The 17,801-nt window shown below is 71.8% G+C and carries 15 protein-coding genes; 11 read left to right on the top strand and 4 right to left on the bottom strand.

The features are described 5' to 3' along the window. The first annotated feature begins 258 nt into the window (after positions 1-258). The 9 genes from AC07FV_RS10930 to pssA all read left to right on the top strand — a co-directional run bounded on the left by AC07FV_RS10930 (position 259) and on the right by pssA (position 11,073). On the top strand, positions 259-2,064 hold the full coding sequence (locus AC07FV_RS10930) for a 3-hydroxyacyl-CoA dehydrogenase family protein (protein ID WP_479086294.1): 1,806 nt from the start codon (positions 259-261) through the stop codon (positions 2,062-2,064). Between the two features lie 136 nt (positions 2,065-2,200). Continuing rightward, positions 2,201-3,013, top strand: a complete 813-nt coding sequence (locus tag AC07FV_RS10925; RefSeq protein ID WP_479086292.1) for a TetR family transcriptional regulator — start codon at positions 2,201-2,203, stop codon at positions 3,011-3,013. Between the two features lie 336 nt (positions 3,014-3,349). Further along, positions 3,350-4,687, top strand: coding sequence for a crotonyl-CoA carboxylase/reductase (ccrA, locus tag AC07FV_RS10920; RefSeq protein WP_383639624.1), 1,338 nt, complete (start codon positions 3,350-3,352; stop codon positions 4,685-4,687). A gap of 10 nt (positions 4,688-4,697) precedes the next feature. Then, a complete protein-coding gene (locus AC07FV_RS10915) occupies positions 4,698-6,725 on the top strand; it encodes a protein meaA (protein ID WP_479086290.1) in 2,028 nt (675 codons plus the stop codon). Beyond that, entirely contained in the window at positions 6,722-7,684 is a 963-nt protein-coding gene (locus AC07FV_RS10910) for an HpcH/HpaI aldolase/citrate lyase family protein (protein WP_479086288.1), read from the top strand. Before AC07FV_RS10915 ends, AC07FV_RS10910 begins: the two co-directional genes overlap by 4 nt. 5 nt (positions 7,685-7,689) lie before the next feature. After that, positions 7,690-8,202, top strand: coding sequence for a MaoC family dehydratase (locus AC07FV_RS10905; RefSeq protein ID WP_479086287.1), 513 nt, complete (start codon positions 7,690-7,692; stop codon positions 8,200-8,202). Beyond that, on the top strand, positions 8,203-9,408 hold the full coding sequence (locus tag AC07FV_RS10900) for an acyl-CoA dehydrogenase family protein (RefSeq protein WP_432878386.1): 1,206 nt from the start codon (positions 8,203-8,205) through the stop codon (positions 9,406-9,408). It abuts the gene before it with no gap. A 170-nt stretch (positions 9,409-9,578) separates the two neighbouring features. Then, the gene (locus tag AC07FV_RS10895) at positions 9,579-10,235 is read left to right on the top strand and encodes a phosphatidylserine decarboxylase (RefSeq protein ID WP_053139373.1); all 657 of its coding nucleotides are present in this window, start codon (positions 9,579-9,581) and stop codon (positions 10,233-10,235) included. Positions 10,236-10,257: 22 nt separating this feature from the next. After that, positions 10,258-11,073 (top strand): CDP-diacylglycerol--serine O-phosphatidyltransferase, encoded by an 816-nt coding sequence (gene pssA / locus AC07FV_RS10890; protein WP_356607565.1) that lies wholly within the window; start codon positions 10,258-10,260, stop codon positions 11,071-11,073. Positions 11,074-11,172: 99 nt separating this feature from the next. Here the strand turns inward: pssA and AC07FV_RS10885 are convergent, their stop codons facing one another. Continuing rightward, a complete protein-coding gene (locus AC07FV_RS10885; protein ID WP_479086649.1) occupies positions 11,173-12,297 on the bottom strand; it encodes a glycerate kinase in 1,125 nt (374 codons plus the stop codon). 178 nt (positions 12,298-12,475) lie between these two features. Between AC07FV_RS10885 and AC07FV_RS10880 the strand changes: the two genes are divergently transcribed. Continuing rightward, positions 12,476-12,970 carry an NUDIX domain-containing protein gene (locus tag AC07FV_RS10880; RefSeq protein ID WP_479086286.1) on the top strand — a complete coding sequence of 165 codons (495 nt, stop codon included), beginning with the start codon at positions 12,476-12,478 and terminating at the stop codon, positions 12,968-12,970. Between the two features lie 40 nt (positions 12,971-13,010). Then, complete coding sequence (locus AC07FV_RS10875; protein WP_479086285.1) at positions 13,011-13,760, top strand: SIR2 family NAD-dependent protein deacylase; 750 nt, start codon at positions 13,011-13,013, stop codon at positions 13,758-13,760. 32 nt (positions 13,761-13,792) lie between these two features. Here AC07FV_RS10875 and AC07FV_RS10870 read toward each other — a convergent pair whose 3' ends face one another. Genes AC07FV_RS10870 through AC07FV_RS10860 form a run of 3 tightly spaced genes read right to left on the bottom strand, consistent with a single transcriptional unit; the run spans position 13,793 to position 17,771 of the window. Then, positions 13,793-14,275, bottom strand: coding sequence for a methylated-DNA--[protein]-cysteine S-methyltransferase (locus AC07FV_RS10870; RefSeq protein WP_479086284.1), 483 nt, complete (start codon positions 14,273-14,275; stop codon positions 13,793-13,795). Positions 14,276-14,302: 27 nt separating this feature from the next. Further along, positions 14,303-15,790 (bottom strand): AlkA N-terminal domain-containing protein, encoded by a 1,488-nt coding sequence (locus AC07FV_RS10865; protein ID WP_479086283.1) that lies wholly within the window; start codon positions 15,788-15,790, stop codon positions 14,303-14,305. 55 nt (positions 15,791-15,845) lie between these two features. Continuing rightward, complete coding sequence (locus AC07FV_RS10860; RefSeq protein ID WP_479086281.1) at positions 15,846-17,771, bottom strand: heavy metal translocating P-type ATPase; 1,926 nt, start codon at positions 17,769-17,771, stop codon at positions 15,846-15,848. Positions 17,772-17,801 lie beyond the last annotated feature (30 nt).

The following is a 17,801-nucleotide window of genomic DNA, read 5'->3' as shown; positions in this document are numbered from 1 at the left end:
CGGCGGTTTGGTGACGCAGCCGCGGTGAGAGCAGTCGGTCCGGTACCGGTCGGTCAGGTACCGCAGCGCGACCGAGCCCCGGGACAGGGCCGGTCGGACACCGCCGCCGCGCGGGCGTGTGCACGCCCTCCGCACCGGCACCGGGCGTGTGCGCCAGTCAGCCCGGCAACACCCGCACTCCTTCCCTCACGGACCCGGTGCGCGCCGAAGGCGCGTCCGGGACGTTCCCGTCGTCACCCTCATTCCTGGAGTCCCGCGATGGCCACTCCCCTGTCCCACTCCTCCCTGTCCCCGCTCCGGACCATCGCCGTCGTCGGTCTGGGCACCATGGGCACCGGCATCGCCGAGGTCCTGGCCCGGGCCGGCCGCGACGTCGTCGGCATCGACGTCAGCGAGGCGCAGGCCGCGACGGCCGTCGCCGCCCTGGAGTCCTCCACCGCCCGTTCCGTCGAGCGCGGACGCCTCACCGAGCAGGAGCGTGCCGAGGCCCTCGCCCGCGTGCGCACCGCGACCGACCTGCGCGAGGCCGCCGACGCCGACCTGGTGATCGAGGTGGTGCCGGAGTCGTACGAGATCAAGCAGCAGGTCTTCCGGGAGCTGGACGGGATCGTGCGCCCCGAGACGATCCTGGCGACCGGTACCAACGCCCTGTCCGTCACGCGGCTGGCCGCCGAGTCGTCCCGCCCGGAGCGGGTGCTCGGACTGCACTTCTTCAACCCGGCCCCGGCGATGAAGCTGGTGGAGGTCGTCTCCTCCGTGCTGACCTCCCCGGGCGCCGTGGCGGCGGTCACCGACCTCGCCCTGGACCTCGGCAAGGAGCCCGTCGCGGTCGGCGACCGGCCCGGGTTCGTCGCCGACGGCCTGCTGTTCGGCTACCTGAACCAGGCCGCGGCGATGTACGAGGCGAACTACGCCTCCCGCGAGGACATCGACGCCGCGATGCGGCTCGGCTGCGGACTGCCCATGGGACCGCTGGCGCTGCTGGACCTGATCGGAGTGGACACCGCGCGCACGGTCCTGGAGGCCATGTACACCGCCTCCCACGACCGTCTGCACGCCCCCGCCCCGATCCTCCGCCAGCTCAGCGAGGCCGGCCTGACGGGACGCAAGGCCGGGCGCGGCTTCTACACCTACGAGACGCCGGGCAGCGCGGCCGTCGTCCCCGACGCCCTGACCCCGAGGGCGGGCGACACCCCGGTCCCGGGCCGCCCCGTGCGCTCGGTGGGCGTCGCCGGCTCCGGCACCATGGCGTCGGGCATCGCCGAGGTGTTCGCCAAGGCCGGGTACGAGGTCGTGCTCGCCGCCCGCAGCGCGGAGAAGGCGCAGACGGCCAAGGCCCGGATCGGCAAGTCCCTGGCCCGCGGTGTCGACAAGGGCCGGCTCACCGCGGAGGCCGCCGCGCAGACACTGGAGCGGATCACGCCCACGGGCACCTACGACGACTTCGCCGACGTCGACCTCGCCGTCGAGGCGGTCGCGGAGGACCTGGAGGTCAAGCGGCAGTTGTTCGCCACGCTGGACAAGGTCTGCAAGCCCGGCGCGGTGCTCGCCACCACCACCTCCTCGCTGCCCGTCGTCGCCTGCGCCCGCGCCACCTCGCGCCCGCAGGACGTGATCGGCATGCACTTCTTCAACCCGGCGCCGGCCATGAAGCTGGTCGAGGTGGTCCGCACGGTGCTGACGGCCGACGACGTGCACGCCACCGTCCGGGAGGTCTGCGCGAAGATCCGCAAGCACGCCGTGGACTGCGGCGACCGGGCCGGTTTCATCGTCAACGCGCTGCTCTTCCCGTACCTGAACAACGCCGTCAAGATGGTCCAGGAGCACTACGCCACGCTGGACGACATCGACGCGGCGATGAAGCTGGGCGGCGGCTACCCGATGGGGCCCTTCGAACTGCTCGACGTGGTCGGGCTGGACGTCTCGCTGGCCATCGAGAAGGTGCTGCACCGCGAGTTCCGCGACCCGGGACTGGCTCCGGCGCCCCTCCTGGAGCACCTGGTGGCCGCGGGCTGCCTCGGCCGCAAGACGGGCCGCGGTTTCCGCGAGTATGCCCGCCGCTGAGCGGCCGGGCGACTGGTTCCGGTCCGAGGAGGACTGGGGCGGGCTGCTCGATCCCGCCGGGTCTCCCCCGCCCCCCGTGGGCGGGGGAATCCCCGGTCACGCGCATGATTGCGTGCACATGCAGTACGTTCGGGTCATGTCCCAGCCCGCCAGGTCCTCACGTACACCAGCCGCGCCCGACGCTCCGGAGAGCGCGGCCGGCAGCCGAGCCGCCGCCCAGCGGCTGAAAATGCGCCGGGAACTGGCGGCGGCCGCGATGGAGCTGTTCGCGACCAAGGGGTACGAGGCGACCACCGTCGACGAGATCGCGGCGCAGGCCGGGGTCGCCCGCCGCACCTTCTTCCGGCACTTCCGCTCCAAGGAAGAGGCGATCTTCCCGGACCACGACGACACCCTGGTCCGCGCCGAGGCGGTGCTCAACGCGGCACCCGCGCACGAGCACCCGCTCGACACGGTGTGCCGCGGCATCAAAGAGGTCATGAAGATGTACGCGGCCCGGCCGGAGATCTCGGTCGCCCGCTACAAGCTGACCCGCGAGGTGCCCACCCTGCGGGAGGCGGAGATCGCGTCCGTGGCCCGCTACGAGCGTCTCTTCACCCGCTACCTGCTGGGCCACTTCGACGAGCACGCGCACGACGACGACGCCAACGACGACCCGCTGCTGGCGGAGGTCGCCGCCTCCGCCGTGGTCACCGCCCACAACCACGTGTTGCGGCGCTGGCTCCGGGCGGGCGGACAGGGGGACGTGGAGGCCCAGCTCGACCACGCCTTCGCGATCGTGCGCCGGACGTTCGGCACGGGCATCGGCGCCGGGCGCTCCACCGCCGCCGCGCGGCCGGCCTCCTCCTCGGCCTCCGTGCAGGGCGAGGTGCTGGTGACGGTCGCGCGCACCGACGCGCCGCTGCACGAGGTCATGCGCACCATCGAGCAGGCCCTCAAGGAGCACTGAGACCACCCGCCGACCCGCTCTCCCGCTGTGACGACGGCCACCCTCCGGGTGGCCGTTTTTGCATGTCAGTGCCCCTTTTCGGGGGCCGCGCGACCCCCCTTCGATCGATCATCGCTCATCTGTCGGGTAAAGAATTCATCCGAGAACACTTTCTGGCACTCAGTGCCTTGCGGGGTGACACGCGGTGTCATACGTTGAGGGTGTTCGGGCTGTCCCCGCACCTCATCCCCTGCGCGTCCGAACGCCTGCGTCACAGGCACCCTCACCCACCCTCATCAGCACCGACGTCACCCTCAGCGCCCCTCCCTCAGGGCGCTCACCGCCGGAGGCAACACCGTGAAGGACATCCTGGACGCGATCCAGTCGCCCGACTCCACCCGGGCCGACATCGCCGCACTGCCGCTCCCCGAGTCGTACCGCGCGATCACCGTGCACAAGGACGAGACCGAGATGTTCGCGGGCCTCGAGACCCGCGACAAGGACCCGCGCAAGTCGATCCACCTGGACGAGGTGCCGCTGCCCGAGCTGGGCCCCGGCGAGGCCCTGGTGGCCGTCATGGCCTCCTCGGTCAACTACAACTCGGTGTGGACCTCGATCTTCGAGCCGCTGTCGACGTTCGGCTTCCTGGAGCGCTACGGGCGCACCAACGAGCTGGCCAAGCGCCACGACCTGCCGTACCACATCATCGGCTCCGACCTGGCCGGCGTCGTGCTGCGCACCGGCCCCGGCGTCAACGCCTGGCAGCCCGGCGACGAGGTCGTCGCGCACTGCCTCTCCGTCGAGCTGGAGTCGTCCGACGGCCACAACGACACGATGCTCGACCCCGAGCAGCGCATCTGGGGCTTCGAGACCAACTTCGGCGGCCTCGCGGAGATCGCCCTGGTCAAGTCCAACCAGCTGATGCCCAAGCCGGGCCACCTCAGCTGGGAGGAGGCCGCCGCCCCGGGCCTGGTCAACTCCACCGCCTACCGTCAGCTGGTCTCCCGCAACGGCGCCGGCATGAAGCAGGGCGACAACGTGCTCATCTGGGGCGCCAGCGGCGGCCTCGGCTCCTACGCCACCCAGTTCGCGCTGGCCGGCGGGGCCAACCCGATCTGCGTCGTCTCCTCGCCGCAGAAGGCGGAGATCTGCCGCTCGATGGGCGCCGACGCGATCATCGACCGCAACGCCGAGGGCTACCGGTTCTGGAAGGACGAGCAGACCCAGGACCCGAAGGAGTGGAAGCGCTTCGGCAAGCGCATCCGCGAACTCACCGGCGGCGAGGACATCGACATCGTCTTCGAACACCCGGGCCGCGAGACCTTCGGCGCGAGCGTCTTCGTCACCCGCAAGGGCGGCACCATCACCACCTGCGCCTCGACCTCGGGCTACATGCACGAGTACGACAACCGCTACCTGTGGATGTCGCTGAAGCGCATCATCGGCTCCCACTTCGCCAACTACCGCGAGGCCTGGGAGGCCAACCGCCTGATCGCCAAGGGCAAGATCCACCCCACGCTCTCCAAGGTGTACTCCCTGGAGGAGACCGGCCAGGCCGCCCACGACGTCCACCGCAACGCCCACCAGGGCAAGGTCGGCGTGCTCTGCCTCGCCCCCGAGGAGGGCCTGGGCGTGCGCGACGAGGAGATGCGCGCCGAGCACCTGGACGCCATCAACCGCTTCCGGAACATCTGAGGAGCGTGACATGAGTGAGCGTCAGAAGGACCGGCCGTGGCTGATGCGGACCTACGCCGGTCACTCCACGGCCGAGGCGTCCAACGAGCTGTACCGGCGCAACCTCGCCAAGGGGCAGACGGGTCTGTCGGTCGCCTTCGACCTGCCGACCCAGACCGGCTACGACTCCGACCACGTCCTCGCCCGCGGCGAGGTGGGCCGGGTCGGGGTGCCGGTCGCGCACCTCGGTGACATGCGCCGGCTGTTCCAGGACATCCCCCTGGACCAGATGAACACCTCGATGACCATCAACGCCACGGCCATGTGGCTGCTGGCGCTCTATCAGGTCGTCGCCGAGGAGCAGGGTGTCGACATCACCCGGCTCCAGGGCACGACCCAGAACGACATCGTCAAGGAGTACCTGTCCCGGGGGACGCACGTCTTCCCGCCGGGGCCGTCCCTGCGCCTGACGACGGACATGATCGCCTACACCGTCTCCCACATCCCGAAGTGGAACCCGATCAACATCTGCAGCTACCACCTGCAGGAGGCGGGCGCCACGCCGGTGCAGGAGATCGCGTACGCGATGTCCACCGCGATCGCCGTGCTGGACGCCGTGCGCGACAGCGGCCAGGTGCCGCAGGAGCGCATGGGGGACGTGGTCGGCCGCATCTCCTTCTTCGTGAACGCCGGCGTGCGCTTCGTCGAGGAGATGTGCAAGATGCGCGCCTTCGGCCGCATCTGGGACCGCATCACCCGCGAGCGCTACGGCATCGAGGACCCCAGGCACCGCCGCTTCCGCTACGGCGTCCAGGTCAACTCCCTCGGTCTGACCGAGGCCCAGCCGGAGAACAACGTCCAGCGGATCGTGCTGGAGATGCTGGCGGTCACCCTCTCCAAGGACGCCCGCGCCCGGGCCGTCCAGCTGCCCGCCTGGAACGAGGCACTGGGGCTGCCCCGCCCCTGGGACCAGCAGTGGTCCCTGCGCATCCAGCAGGTGCTGGCCTACGAGAGCGACCTGCTGGAGTACGGCGACCTCTTCGAGGGGTCGAAGGTGGTCGAGGCGAAGGTGGACGAGCTGGTCCGGGAGTCGCTCGCCGAGATCGAACGCATCCAGGAGATGGGCGGCGCGATGGCCGCCGTCGAGTCCGGCTACCTCAAGTCCCAGCTGGTCTCCTCGCACGCCGAACGCCGGGCCCGGATCGAGTCGGGCGAGGAGAAGATCATCGGTGTCAACGCCTTCGAGGGCACCGAGCCCAACCCGCTCACCGCCGACCTGGACACCGCGATCCAGACCGTCGACCCGGCGGTGGAGGCCCGTGTCATCGCCTCGCTCCAGCACTGGCGGGACACCCGCTACCAGCCGCCCTTCAACCACCCGCGCCCCTGCAAGGCGCTGGAGAAGCTGAAGGAGGCCGCCAAGGGCACCGCCAACCTCATGGAGGCCACCCTGGAGTGCGCCCGCGCCGGCGTCACGACCGGCGAGTGGGCCGGGGCCCTGCGCGAGGTGTTCGGCGAGTTCCGCGCACCGACCGGCGTGTCGTCCGCGCCGGTCGCCCTGCCCGCCGAGGAGGGGTCGGCGCTGTCCCTGGTGCGCCGGAAGGTGGAACTCACGGCCAAGGACCTCGGCGTGGGCAAGCTGCGCTTCCTGGTCGGCAAGCCGGGCCTGGACGGCCACTCCAACGGCGCCGAGCAGATCGCCGTGCGCGCCCGCGACGCCGGCTTCGAGGTGGTCTACCAGGGCATCCGGCTCACTCCGGAGCAGATCGTGGACGCGGCGCTCGCCGAGGACGTGCACGCGGTGGGCCTGTCGATCCTCTCCGGTTCGCACGCGCAACTGGTGCCGGACGTGCTGGAAAGGCTGCATGTGGCGGGTGCCACAGATATACCGGTGATCGCCGGTGGCATCATCCCGAACGGAGATGCCGAGGACCTGAAGGCGGCGGGAGTGGCCGCCGTCTTCACCCCGAAGGACTTCGACATCACCGGCATCATCGGCCGGATCGTCGACGAGATCCGGAACGCGAACAAGCTCGACCCCTTGGAGGTCCCCGCATGACCACGGTCAACCGTCTCCGGCCCCGGCGTTCCTGTCTGGCGGTGCCCGGAAGCAACCCCCGCTTCCTGGAGAAGGCCCAGGGCCTCCCGGCCGACCAGGTCTTCCTCGACCTGGAGGACGCCTGCGCGCCGCTCGCCAAGCCGGAGGCGCGGCACACCATCGTCAAGTTCCTCAACGAGGGCGACTGGACCGGCAAGACCCGCGTCGTGCGCGTCAACGACTGGACCACCGAGTGGACGTACCGCGACGTCGTGACGGTGGTGGAGGGCGCGGGCCCGAACCTGGACTGCATCATGCTGCCGAAGGTCCAGGACGCCCAGCAGGTGGTGGCCCTGGACCTGCTGCTCACCCAGATCGAGAAGACGATGGGCTTCGAGGTCGGCCGGATCGGCATCGAGGCGCAGATCGAGAACGCGCAGGGCCTGAACAACGTCAACGAGATCGCCCAGGCCTCCCCACGGGTGGAGACCATCATCTTCGGCCCGGCCGACTTCATGGCCTCCATCAACATGAAGTCCCTGGTCGTCGGCGAGCAGCCGCCCGGCTACCCGGCCGACGCCTACCACTACATCCTGATGAAGATCCTGATGGCCGCCCGCGCCAACAACCTCCAGGCCATCGACGGCCCCTACCTCCAGATCCGCAACGTCGACGGCTACCGCGAGGTCGCGCAGCGCGCCGCCGCCCTCGGCTTCGACGGCAAGTGGGTGCTGCACCCGGGCCAGGTCGAGGCGTCCAACGAGATCTTCTCGCCCTCCCAGGAGGACTACGACCACGCCGAGCTGATCCTGGACGCGTACGACTACTACACGTCCGAGGCGGGCGGCAAGAAGGGCTCCGCGATGCTCGGCGACGAGATGATCGACGAGGCCAGCCGCAAGATGGCCCTGGTCGTCTCCGGCAAGGGCCGCGCCGCCGGCATGACGCGCACCAGCACGTTCGAGATCCCGGAGGCCTGACAGCCATGCAGTTCGGACGCACCTACGAGGAGTTCGAGGTCGGGGCGACCTACAAGCACTGGCCGGGCAAGACGGTCACGGAGTACGACGACCACCTGTTCTGCCTGCTCACCATGAACCACCACCCGCTCCACCTGGACAGCAACTACGCCGAGAGCACGACGGACTTCGGCAAGAACGTGGTGGTCGGCAACTACGTCTACTCGCTCCTGCTCGGCATGTCCGTCCCGGACGTCTCCGGCAAGGCCATCGCCAACCTGGAGATCGAGTCGCTCAGGCACGTGGCGCCCACCTTCCACGGCGACACGATCTACGGCGAGACGACCGTGCTGGACAAGTGGCCGTCGAAGTCGAAGAACGACCGCGGCATCGTGCACGTGGAGACCAGGGGCTGCAAGCAGGACGGCACGCTGGTCTGCGTCTTCCGCCGCAAGGTGATGGTGCCCACCGAGACGTACATCAAGGAGCGCGGCGGCGAGCAGCCCGGCCGGCCCGAGCTGAAGGAACAGGGGAAGTAGATGAGCCGCCTCGCCCAGACCCACGGCCTCACGGACGTCCAGCGGGAGATCCTCTCCACCGTCCGCGACTTCGTGGACAAGGAGATCATCCCGGTCGCCACCGAGCTGGAGCACCGCGACGAGTACCCGCAGGACATCGTGGACGGGCTCAAGGAACTGGGCCTGTTCGGCCTGATGATCCCGGAGGAGTACGGGGGCCTGGGCGAGTCGCTGCTCACCTACGCGCTGTGCGTTGAGGAGATCGCCCGGGGCTGGATGTCGGTGTCCGGCATCATCAACACGCACTTCATCGTGGCGTACATGCTCAAGCAGCACGGCACGCCGGAGCAGAAGGACCACTTCCTGCCCCGGATGGCCGCGGGCGACATCCGCGGCGCCTTCTCGATGTCGGAGCCGGCGCTGGGCTCAGACGTGTCGGCGATCTCCTCGAAGGCGGTGAAGGACGGCGAGGAGTACGTCCTGAACGGCCAGAAGATGTGGCTCACGAACGGCGGAACCTCGTCGCTGGTGGCCGTTCTGGTGAAAAGTGACGAGGGTCACCCCGAGGGCACGGCGCCGCACAAGTCGATGACGACCTTCCTCGTGGAGAAGGAGCCCGGCTTCGGCGAGGTCCGGCCCGGGCTGACCATCCCCGGCAAGATCGACAAGATGGGCTACAAGGGGGTCGACACCACCGAGCTCATCATGGACGGCCTGCGCGTTCCCGCCGATCGGGTGCTCGGCGGGGTCACCGGCCGAGGTTTTTACCAAATGATGGACGGCGTGGAAGTGGGTCGTGTCAATGTGGCGGCGCGTGGCTGCGGCGTCGCTCAGCGTGCCTTCGAACTCGGTGTCCGGTACGCCCAGCAGCGCCACACTTTCGGCAAGCAGATCGCCCAGCACCAGGCCATTCAGTTCAAGCTGGCGGAGATGGCTACCAAGGTGGAGGCGGCGCATGCGATGATGGTGAACGCTGCACGCAAAAAGGATTCGGGCGAACGAAACGACCTGGAAGCGGGGATGGCCAAGTACCTCGCCTCCGAGTACTGCAAGGAGGTCGTCGAGGACGCCTTCCGGATCCACGGCGGATACGGCTTCTCCAAGGAGTACGAGATCGAGCGCCTCTACCGCGAGGCCCCGATGCTCCTGATCGGTGAAGGCACCGCCGAGATCCAGAAAATGATCATCGGCCGCCGACTGCTCGAAGAGTATCGATTCCAGGGTTAGATGTCCGGATACGGGGTGTTTTCTTGGAGAAGAAGGTCACACCCCGTAGGCACCGTTCGGCCGCCGACTCGGCTTCCTGGCTTACCCAGTTGCGGCGGGAAGCCGCTACGATCGCCGGAAAGCCGCCGTCCCCCGTCAGTGTGCGGCATCATCCGCTACGAAGGTCATCCATGCCCCACAGCCAAACCTCTGCATCTCGCGACAGCCTGGCCGGCGTACGCCTCGCGCGCGGAGCATCGCCGTGGCTTCTGCCGACCGTCGCCACCGCAGCCGTCAGCCTCCTCCGTGCCCGCCGTTCCGGCGCCGCCAAGGCCGTCGCCGTCCCCGCCACCGCGCTCGCGGCGGGGATGCTGTGGTTCTTCCGCGACCCCGAGCGCGAGATCACCCAGGGCCGGGTCATCTCGCCCGCCGACGGTGTGGTGCAGAGCATCATGCCGTGGAAGGACGGACGCACCCGCGTCGCGATCTTCATGAGCCCGCTCAACGTCCACGTCAACCGCGCGCCCCTGTCGGGCACGGTGACGTCCGTCGAGCACGTGCCGGGCGGCTTCGTTCCCGCTTTCAACAAGGAGAGCGAGAACAACGAGCGCGTCGTGTGGCACTTCGACACCGAGCTCGGCGACATCGAGATGATCCAGATCGCCGGCGCGGTGGCCCGCCGCATCGTCCCCTACGTGCCGCAGGGCACCAAGGTCGAGCAGGGCGACCGGGTCGGCCTGATCCGCTTCGGCTCCCGCGTCGACCTGTACCTGCCGGAGGGCGTGGAGGTCGCGGTCGAGGTGGGGCAGAAGACGGTGGCTGGGGTGACTCGCATTGACCGTGGTTGATCCGCAGACCCAGGCCGGCTGGGTGCCCGAGGCCGACGAGGCGGACGACGAGGAGGAGATGCCCCTCTCGCTCCGCCTGTCGATAGCGGACACCCTCACCCTCGGCAACGCCACGTGCGGCTTCATGGCGGTGTACTTCACCACCACCGGCATCCTGATCCCGCACCTCATGGGCAGCGACGAGTCGGGCATGGCCCGGCACAGCGCGGCCACGGCGGTCATCCTGATGCTGTGCGCGGCGATCTTCGACCTGTTCGACGGCCTGGTGGCGCGCAAGCTGCGCAGCTCCCCGATGGGCGCCGAGCTGGACAACCTCTCCGACCTCATCAGCTTCGGGCTGGCCCCGGCGTACTTCGTCCTCGTCTACGGCATGGTCGCGGACGACGCCTACCAGCGCGTGGCGGCGGTGGGGGCGATCGTGGTGCTGCTGGCGGTGGTGCTGAGACTCGCCCGGTTCTCCTGCGTCACCGTGAAGGACGGCACCTTCCAGGGCATGCCGTCGCCGTTCGGGGCGCTGACGGTGGTGTCGATCGTGCTGCTGGAGCTGCCCTTCGTGGCGACGCTGCTCGCGATCATCGGTACCGCCTGGCTGATGGTGAGCCGGGTCGAGTACCCGAAGCCGCGGGGACGGCTGGCGGTGGCGATGCTGTCGTGGATCGTGCTGTCGATGGGGCTGCTGGCCGCGTGGGCCTTCGACGCGCCGAGCGGGCAGCTGCTCCTCCAGACGGGGTGTGCGCTGCAACTGGTGATGGGCGCGGTGATCCCGCTCTTCGCCACGGCCCGCAGGGTGAACAACTTCCGTGACAACCGGCGGGAGGCGCGCGCGGCACAGCCGTAGCGGCAACGCTGACGCGGAAGGGCCCCTGACCCGGGTGGGTCAGGGGCCCTTCCGTCTGTGCGTACCCGGTGCGGTGGGGCCCGGACGGCGGAGGCCGACTCAGCTCAGGAAGTCCCGGGCGATGCCCTCGGCCACCCGTTCCAGGATCGGCCCCGCCTCGGCGATGCACTTCCGCACGTCCGGCTCGACGTCCGTCAGCGGGTACGCGCGCCGGATACCGGCCCGCCCCAGCATCTCGGGCGCCAGCGCGAGGCGCCCGCAGACCGCGACGACCTCCTTGTCCGCGGCCCGCGCCGCCGCCGCGACACCGGCCGGGGCCTTGCCGTGCAGGGTCTGCTCGTCCAGCGAGCCCTCGCCCGTGATCACCAGGTCGGCCCGCTCCAGTGCCGGGGCGAAGCCGAGCACGTCCAGCATCACCTCGATGCCGGGCCGGAACCGCGCGCCGAGCAGCATCGCGCCGAAGCCGATCCCGCCGGCCGCACCGGCCCCCGGTGAGGCGGCGTACTCGGCGGCCCGCGCGCCCACGGTCTCCGTCTGCTCCAGCACCTTCGCGAAGTGCGCGAGGGCCGCGTCCAGGGCCTCGACGTCCTCGGGTGAGGCGCCCTTCTGCGGGCCGTAGACCGCGGGGGCGCCCTTCGGCCCGGTCAGCGGGTTGTCGACGTCGCTCGCGAGCACCAGCTCGACGTCGGCCAGCCGCGGGTCCAGGTCCGACAGGTCGGCCGAGGCCAGACCGGCGAGGCCGCCCCCGCCCGGCGCGACCGGCGCACCGTCCCGGTCCGTGAACCGCGCGCCCAGCGCCGCCAGCATCCCGGCGCCGCCGTCGGTGGTCGCGCTGCCGCCGACGCCGAACACGATCGTCCGCGCCCCCGCGTCGAGCGCGGCCCGCAGCAGCTCACCGGAGCCGAACGTGGACGCCGTCAGGGGCGCGAGGACATCCTCCGGAAGCCGCTGGAGGCCACTGGCCTCGGCCATCTCCACGACCGCGGTGTCGCCGCGCAGCGCGAACGCGGCCGTCACCTCGTCACCGAGGGGCCCGGCGACCCGTACCTCCCGGCGTTCGAACCCGGCCGCGACCGCGGCGGCCACGGTGCCGTCTCCGCCGTCGGCCACGGGCAGCGCCTCGACCGCGAGGTCCGGCACGACACGGCGCAGTCCGGCCGTCACCCGCTCGGCGACCTCCACGGCCGTCAGCGAGCCCTTGAACTTGTCCGCGGCGACGAGCACCCGGCGGGCCCCGTCTCCTGCAGCGTCAGCCACCTTGCTCTCCCCTTGCTCTCCGAGCCTTGCGCACGTCAAGGCAGTCGCGCCGCTGCGACCATAACCGGAGGACGGCCGCGCCGTCATGCCCTGCCCGCACCCTGGACCGGCCGAGAGGGGGCCGGCGGCTCGCTACGCTTTCGGGATGACCACTGCTGACTACGCCGCCTACATCGCCGGGCTGCCCCGCGTCCTGGCCGGCGCCGCCGCCCTGTTCCGCGACGCCGAGGGCCGGGTGCTGCTCGTCGAGCCCAACTACCGCGAGGGGTGGGTGCTGCCCGGCGGCACGATCGAGTCGCAGGACGGGGAGACGCCGCGGCAGGGCGCGTGGCGGGAGACCGTCGAGGAGATCGGGCTGGACGTCCGGCTCGGCCGGCTGCTCGCGGTGGACTGGGTGCACGGGACGGGCCGCCCGCCGATCGTCGCGTACCTCTACGACGGCGGGGTCCTGACCGAGGACGACCTCAAGGCGATCCGGTTGCAGGAGGAGGAGCTGCTGTCCTGGCGCCTCGTGCCGCGCGACGAACTGGGTACGCACCTGCTCGGCGCCCTGCACGGCCGGGTCCTGGCCGCGCTGGACGTGCTGGCGGACGGCTCCGGTACCGCCGAGCTGGAGAACGGCGTCCGCGCCGACCGATAACCGTTCGCCGCCCGCACCCCCGCGTCCTACCCTCGACCGCATGACCAGCAAGCCCCTCGTCGCCGTGCTGAGCGGTGCCGGCATCTCGACGGACTCCGGCATCCCCGACTACCGCGGTCCGAACGGGCTGTGGCGGCGCGATCCGGAGGCCGAGAAGCTCGTCACGTACGAGTACTACATGGGCGACCCGGAGATCAGGCGGCGCTCCTGGCGGATGCGGCGGGAGGCCGGGGCGCTGGGCGCCGAGCCGAACGCCGCGCACCGCGCGGTGGCGGAGCTGGAGCGCTCCGGGGTGCCGGTGAGGGTGCTCACGCAGAACGTGGACGGCCTGCACCAGCTGGCCGGGGTCTCCGCCCGCAAGGTCCTCGAACTGCACGGCAGCGCACGCGGCTGCGTGTGCACGGCCTGCCACGCCCGCACGCCGATGGAGGACGCGCTCGCCCGGGTCGACGCCGGTGAGGACGACCCGCCGTGCCGGGAGTGCGGCGGCATCCTGAAACCGGCGACCGTGATGTTCGGCGAGCGGCTCGACCCGGTGGTGCTCGGCGAGGCGGCCGCCATCAGCAAGGCGTGCCAGGTGTTCGTCGCGGTCGGCAGCAGCCTCCAGGTGCAGCCCGCCGCCGGGCTGGCCGGCGTGGCCGCCGACCACGGCGCCCGCCTGGTCATCGTCAACGCCGAGCCGACCCCGTACGACGACCTCGCCGACGAGGTCGTCCGGGAGCCGATCGGCACCGCCCTGCCCGAGCTGCTGCGCGGGCTGGTGTCCGGGAACGACGGAGCGGGTGGGTGAGGGCGGGGACGAGGCAGCCGTAGCGGGGGCCGCTAGAACAGCGCGGCCCCCCGTTCGAAGTCGAGCAGGCGCTGCTTGCGTTCCAGGCCGCCGCCGTAGCCGGTGAGGCCGCCGCTCGCGCCGATGACGCGGTGGCAGGGGACGATGATGCCGATGGGGTTGCGGCCGTTGGCGAGGCCCACGGCGCGGGAGGCGGCCGCGTTGCCGAGGGCGGCGGCGAGTTCGCCGTAGGTGCGGGTCTCGCCGTAGGGGATGCGGCGGAGCTGGTCCCAGACCGTGCGCTGGAACGCGGTGCCGTTCAGCCTCAGGTCGAGGGTGAAGTCCGTCAGCTCGCCGGCGAAGTACGCCGTCAGCTGCTCCTCCGCCTCGGCGAACGGTCCGTCGTCGGGCGTACCGAAGCTCTCCTCGGGCGGGCGGTGCCGCTGGTCGGTCATGTAGAGGCCGCACAGGGCGCCGTCCTCGGCGACGAGGGTGAGCGCGCCGTAGGGGCTGTCGATCACGGTGTGCTGTTTCACGGGATTCCTCGCAGGGGGTTCGCGCGGTCACGCGGGCAGGAAGTTGATCGGGTGGCTGTCGGTCGCCCACAGGTACTGGACGGCGTACGCCCGCCAGGGCCGCCAGGCCGCCGCGCGGGCGGTGAGCGCCGCCGGTGTGGAGGGCAGGCCCAGCTCCCCGGCGGCGCGGCGGACGCCGAGGTCGGTGGGGAGGAAGGCGTCGGGGTCGCCGAGGGCGCGCATGGCGATGACGTCGGCCGTCCAGGGGCCGAAGCCGGGGAGGGCGAGGAGCCGGGCCCGGGTCTCGGCCCAGTCGGTCTCGACACCCAGGCCGAGGGAGCCGTCGGCCAGGCGGGAGACGAGCGTGGTCAGGGTCGTGCGACGGGTGCGCGGCATGGCCAGGGTCTGCGGGTCCACCGCCGCCAGTGCCTCCGGTGTGGGGAAGAGGTGGGTCAGACCGCCCTCGGGGTCGTCGACCGGGTCGCCGTGGGCCGTGACCAGGCGGGCGGCGTGGGTGCGGGCGGCGGCGGTGGAGACCTGCTGGCCGAGCACGGCCCGTACGGCGAACTCCGCCTCGTCGACCGTGCGCGGCACGCGCCGGCCGGGCGCCTTGTCGACGAGCGGCGCGAGCAGCGGGTCCGCGCGCAGCTGGCCGTCGACGGCCTCGGGGTCGGCGTCCAGGTCGAGCAGGCGGCGGCAGCGGCTGATCGCGACGGTCAGGTCGCGCAGGTCGCCGAGGGTGAGGCGGCAGGCGATGTGGTCGGGGCGGGGGGTGAGGGCGACGATGCCGTGACCGTACGGGAGGCGCAGGGTTCGGCGGTAGGCATCGTCCCGCCACTCCTCCACGCCGGGTACGGCGGTGGCGGCGAGGTGCCCGAAGAGGTTGTCGGGGTGGAAGGGGGTGCGGAAGGGGAGGCGCAGCGAGAGGGTCCCGGGGGTGGTGGCGGGGGCCGGGCGGCTCTTCGGGACGCGGGTGCGCAGTTCGCTCGGGGAGAGCGCGAAGACCTCGCGGACCGTGTCGTTGAAGGTGCGGACGGAGGAGAAGCCGGCCGCGAAGGCGACGTCCGCCATCGACAGCGGGGTCGTCTCGATGAGCAGCCGGGCGGTCTGGGCGCGCTGGGCGCGGGCCAGCGCGAGCGGTCCGGCGCCCAGCTCGGCCAGCAGCTGGCGTTCGACCTGCCGGGTGCTGTAGCCGAGCCGGGCGGCGAGACCGGGAACGCCCTCGCGGTCCACGACGCCGTCGGCGATCAGCCGCATCGCGCGGGCGGTGAGGTCGGCGCGGAGGTTCCACTCCGGGGAGCCGGGGCTGGTGTCCGGGCGGCAGCGCTTGCACGCCCGGAACCCGGCCTGCTGGCAGGCCGCCGCGCTCGGGTGGAAGACCATGTTCGCGGGCTTGGGCGGCACCACCGGGCAGCTGGGCCGGCAGTAGATGCGGGTCGTCAGGACGGCCGTGAAGAACCAGCCGTCGAAGCGTGCGTCCTTCGACCGTACGGCGCGCACGCAGCGCTCGGTGTCGGTGTGCATTCCCGTCTGCATGGGTCCAGGATGGCCCGTCGGCCCGGTGCGGGCTGGCGGGAATCCGACACGGACGTCACGCTTCCTGGGCCGGTCCGGATCGCCACGCCGACTCGCGCAGCAGCCGCAGCCCGTTGAGACCGACCAGCACGGTCGAGCCCTCGTGTCCGGCGACGCCCAGGGGCAGCGGGAGATGGCCGATCAGGTCCCACAGGACGAGGACGGTGATGCACGTGCCCGCGATGACCAGGTTCTGCACGACCAGCCCGCGGGCGCGCCGGGACAGCCGGACGACGGCGGGTACCGCCGTCAGCTCGTCCCGCACGACGACCGCGTCGGCGGTCTCCAGGGCCAGGTCGGAGCCGGCCCGGCCCATGGCGAGTCCCGCGTGCGCGGCGGCCAGCGCGGGGGCGTCGTTGACGCCGTCGCCGACGAAGAGCACCTTGCGGCCCGCCCGCTCCCGTTCCCGTACGGCCTCGACCTTGTCCTCGGGCAGCAGGTCCGCGCGGACGTCGGTGATGCCGGTCGCGGCGGCCACGCGGGCGGCGGCGGGGGCGTTGTCGCCGGTGAGCAGGGTGGGGGCGGTGCCGGTGAGGGCGGTCAGCGCGGCGGTGGCCGCGGCGGCGTCGGCACGCAGCCGGTCGGTGAGGGCGAGGGTGCCGACCGGGGTGCCGTCGCGGGTGACCAGGACGGTGGTCTCGGCGCCCTCGGGGGCCTGGGCCCGGCCGACGTGCACGGTGCGGCCCTCGACCACGGCCGTCACGCCCCGGCCCGGGGTCGCCGTGAAGTCCGCCGCGGGCGCGAGGTGCAGGCCGCGGGCGCGGGCGGCGGCCACGATCGCGCGGGCCAGCGGGTGCTCGCTGGGGTGCTCGGCGGCGGCGGCGAGCGCGAGGAGGGCGTCCTCGTCGAGCCCGGAGCCGGGCAGCGGGCGTACGGCGGCCACCTCGGGGGTGCCCTCGGTGAGGGTGCCGGTCTTGTCGAGGGCGGTGGTGTCGATCTCGCCGAGGCGTTCCATGGCGACCGCGGACTTCACCAGGACGCCGTGCCGGCCCGCGTTGGCGATGGCGGACAGCAGGGGCGGCATCGTCGCGAGGACCACCGCGCAGGGCGAGGCGACGATCATGAAGGTCATGGCGCGCAGCAGGGCGTCGGTGAGGTCGGCGCCGAAGGCGAGCGGGACGCCGAAGACCGCGAGGGTGGCGACGACCACGCCGACCGCGTAGCGCTGCTCGATCTTCTCGATGAACAGCTGCGTCGGCGCCTTGGTCCGGGACGCCTCCTCGACCAGGGTGACGATCCGGGCGATCACCGAGTCGGCGGGGTCGCGGGCGACGCGGACGCGCAGCGCGCCGGTGCCGTTGAGGGTGCCGGCGAAGACGTCGTCGCCGGGGCGCTTGAGGACGGGGACGGACTCGCCGGTGATGGTGGCCTGGTCGACCTCGCCGGTGCCGTCGACGACCGGGCCGTCGGCGCCGATCCGCTCCCCCGGGCGGACCAGGATCAGGTCGCCGACGGCCAGCTCGGCGGTCGGGACGGTCTCCTCGCGGTCCGCGTCCAGGCGGGTCGCGGTGGTGGGCGCGAGGTCGAGCAGGCCGCGCACGGAGTCGGCGGTGCGGGCGGTGGCCAGGGCCTCCAGGGCGCCGGAGGTGGCGAAGATGACGATCAGCAGGGCGCCGTCGAGGACCTGCCCGATGGACGCCGCGCCGAGCGCCGCGACGATCATCAGCAGGTCGACGTCCAGGGTCTTCTCGCGCAGCGCTCGCAGTCCCTCCAGCGCGGGCTCCCAGCCGCCGGCGGCGTAGGCGAGGGCGTAGAGCGGGCCGTAGGTCCAGGCGGGGGCGGAGCCGAGGTCGAGCGGGAGTGCGGCGAGGAAGGCGAGGAGCGAGGCGAGCGCCCAGCGGGCCTCGGGCAGGGCGAGGACCCGGGTGCGTCGGCGGGGCGCCCGGTGGACGGACGCGGGGACCTGGGTGGGGGCGAGCGTGGTGGACACGCGGCACACCATACAGGAACGAATGAAGACTCATTCATGTGT

Source organism: Streptomyces sp. NPDC045956 (assembly GCF_056430705.1).
This window is presented reverse-complemented; position numbering and strand designations above follow the sequence as displayed.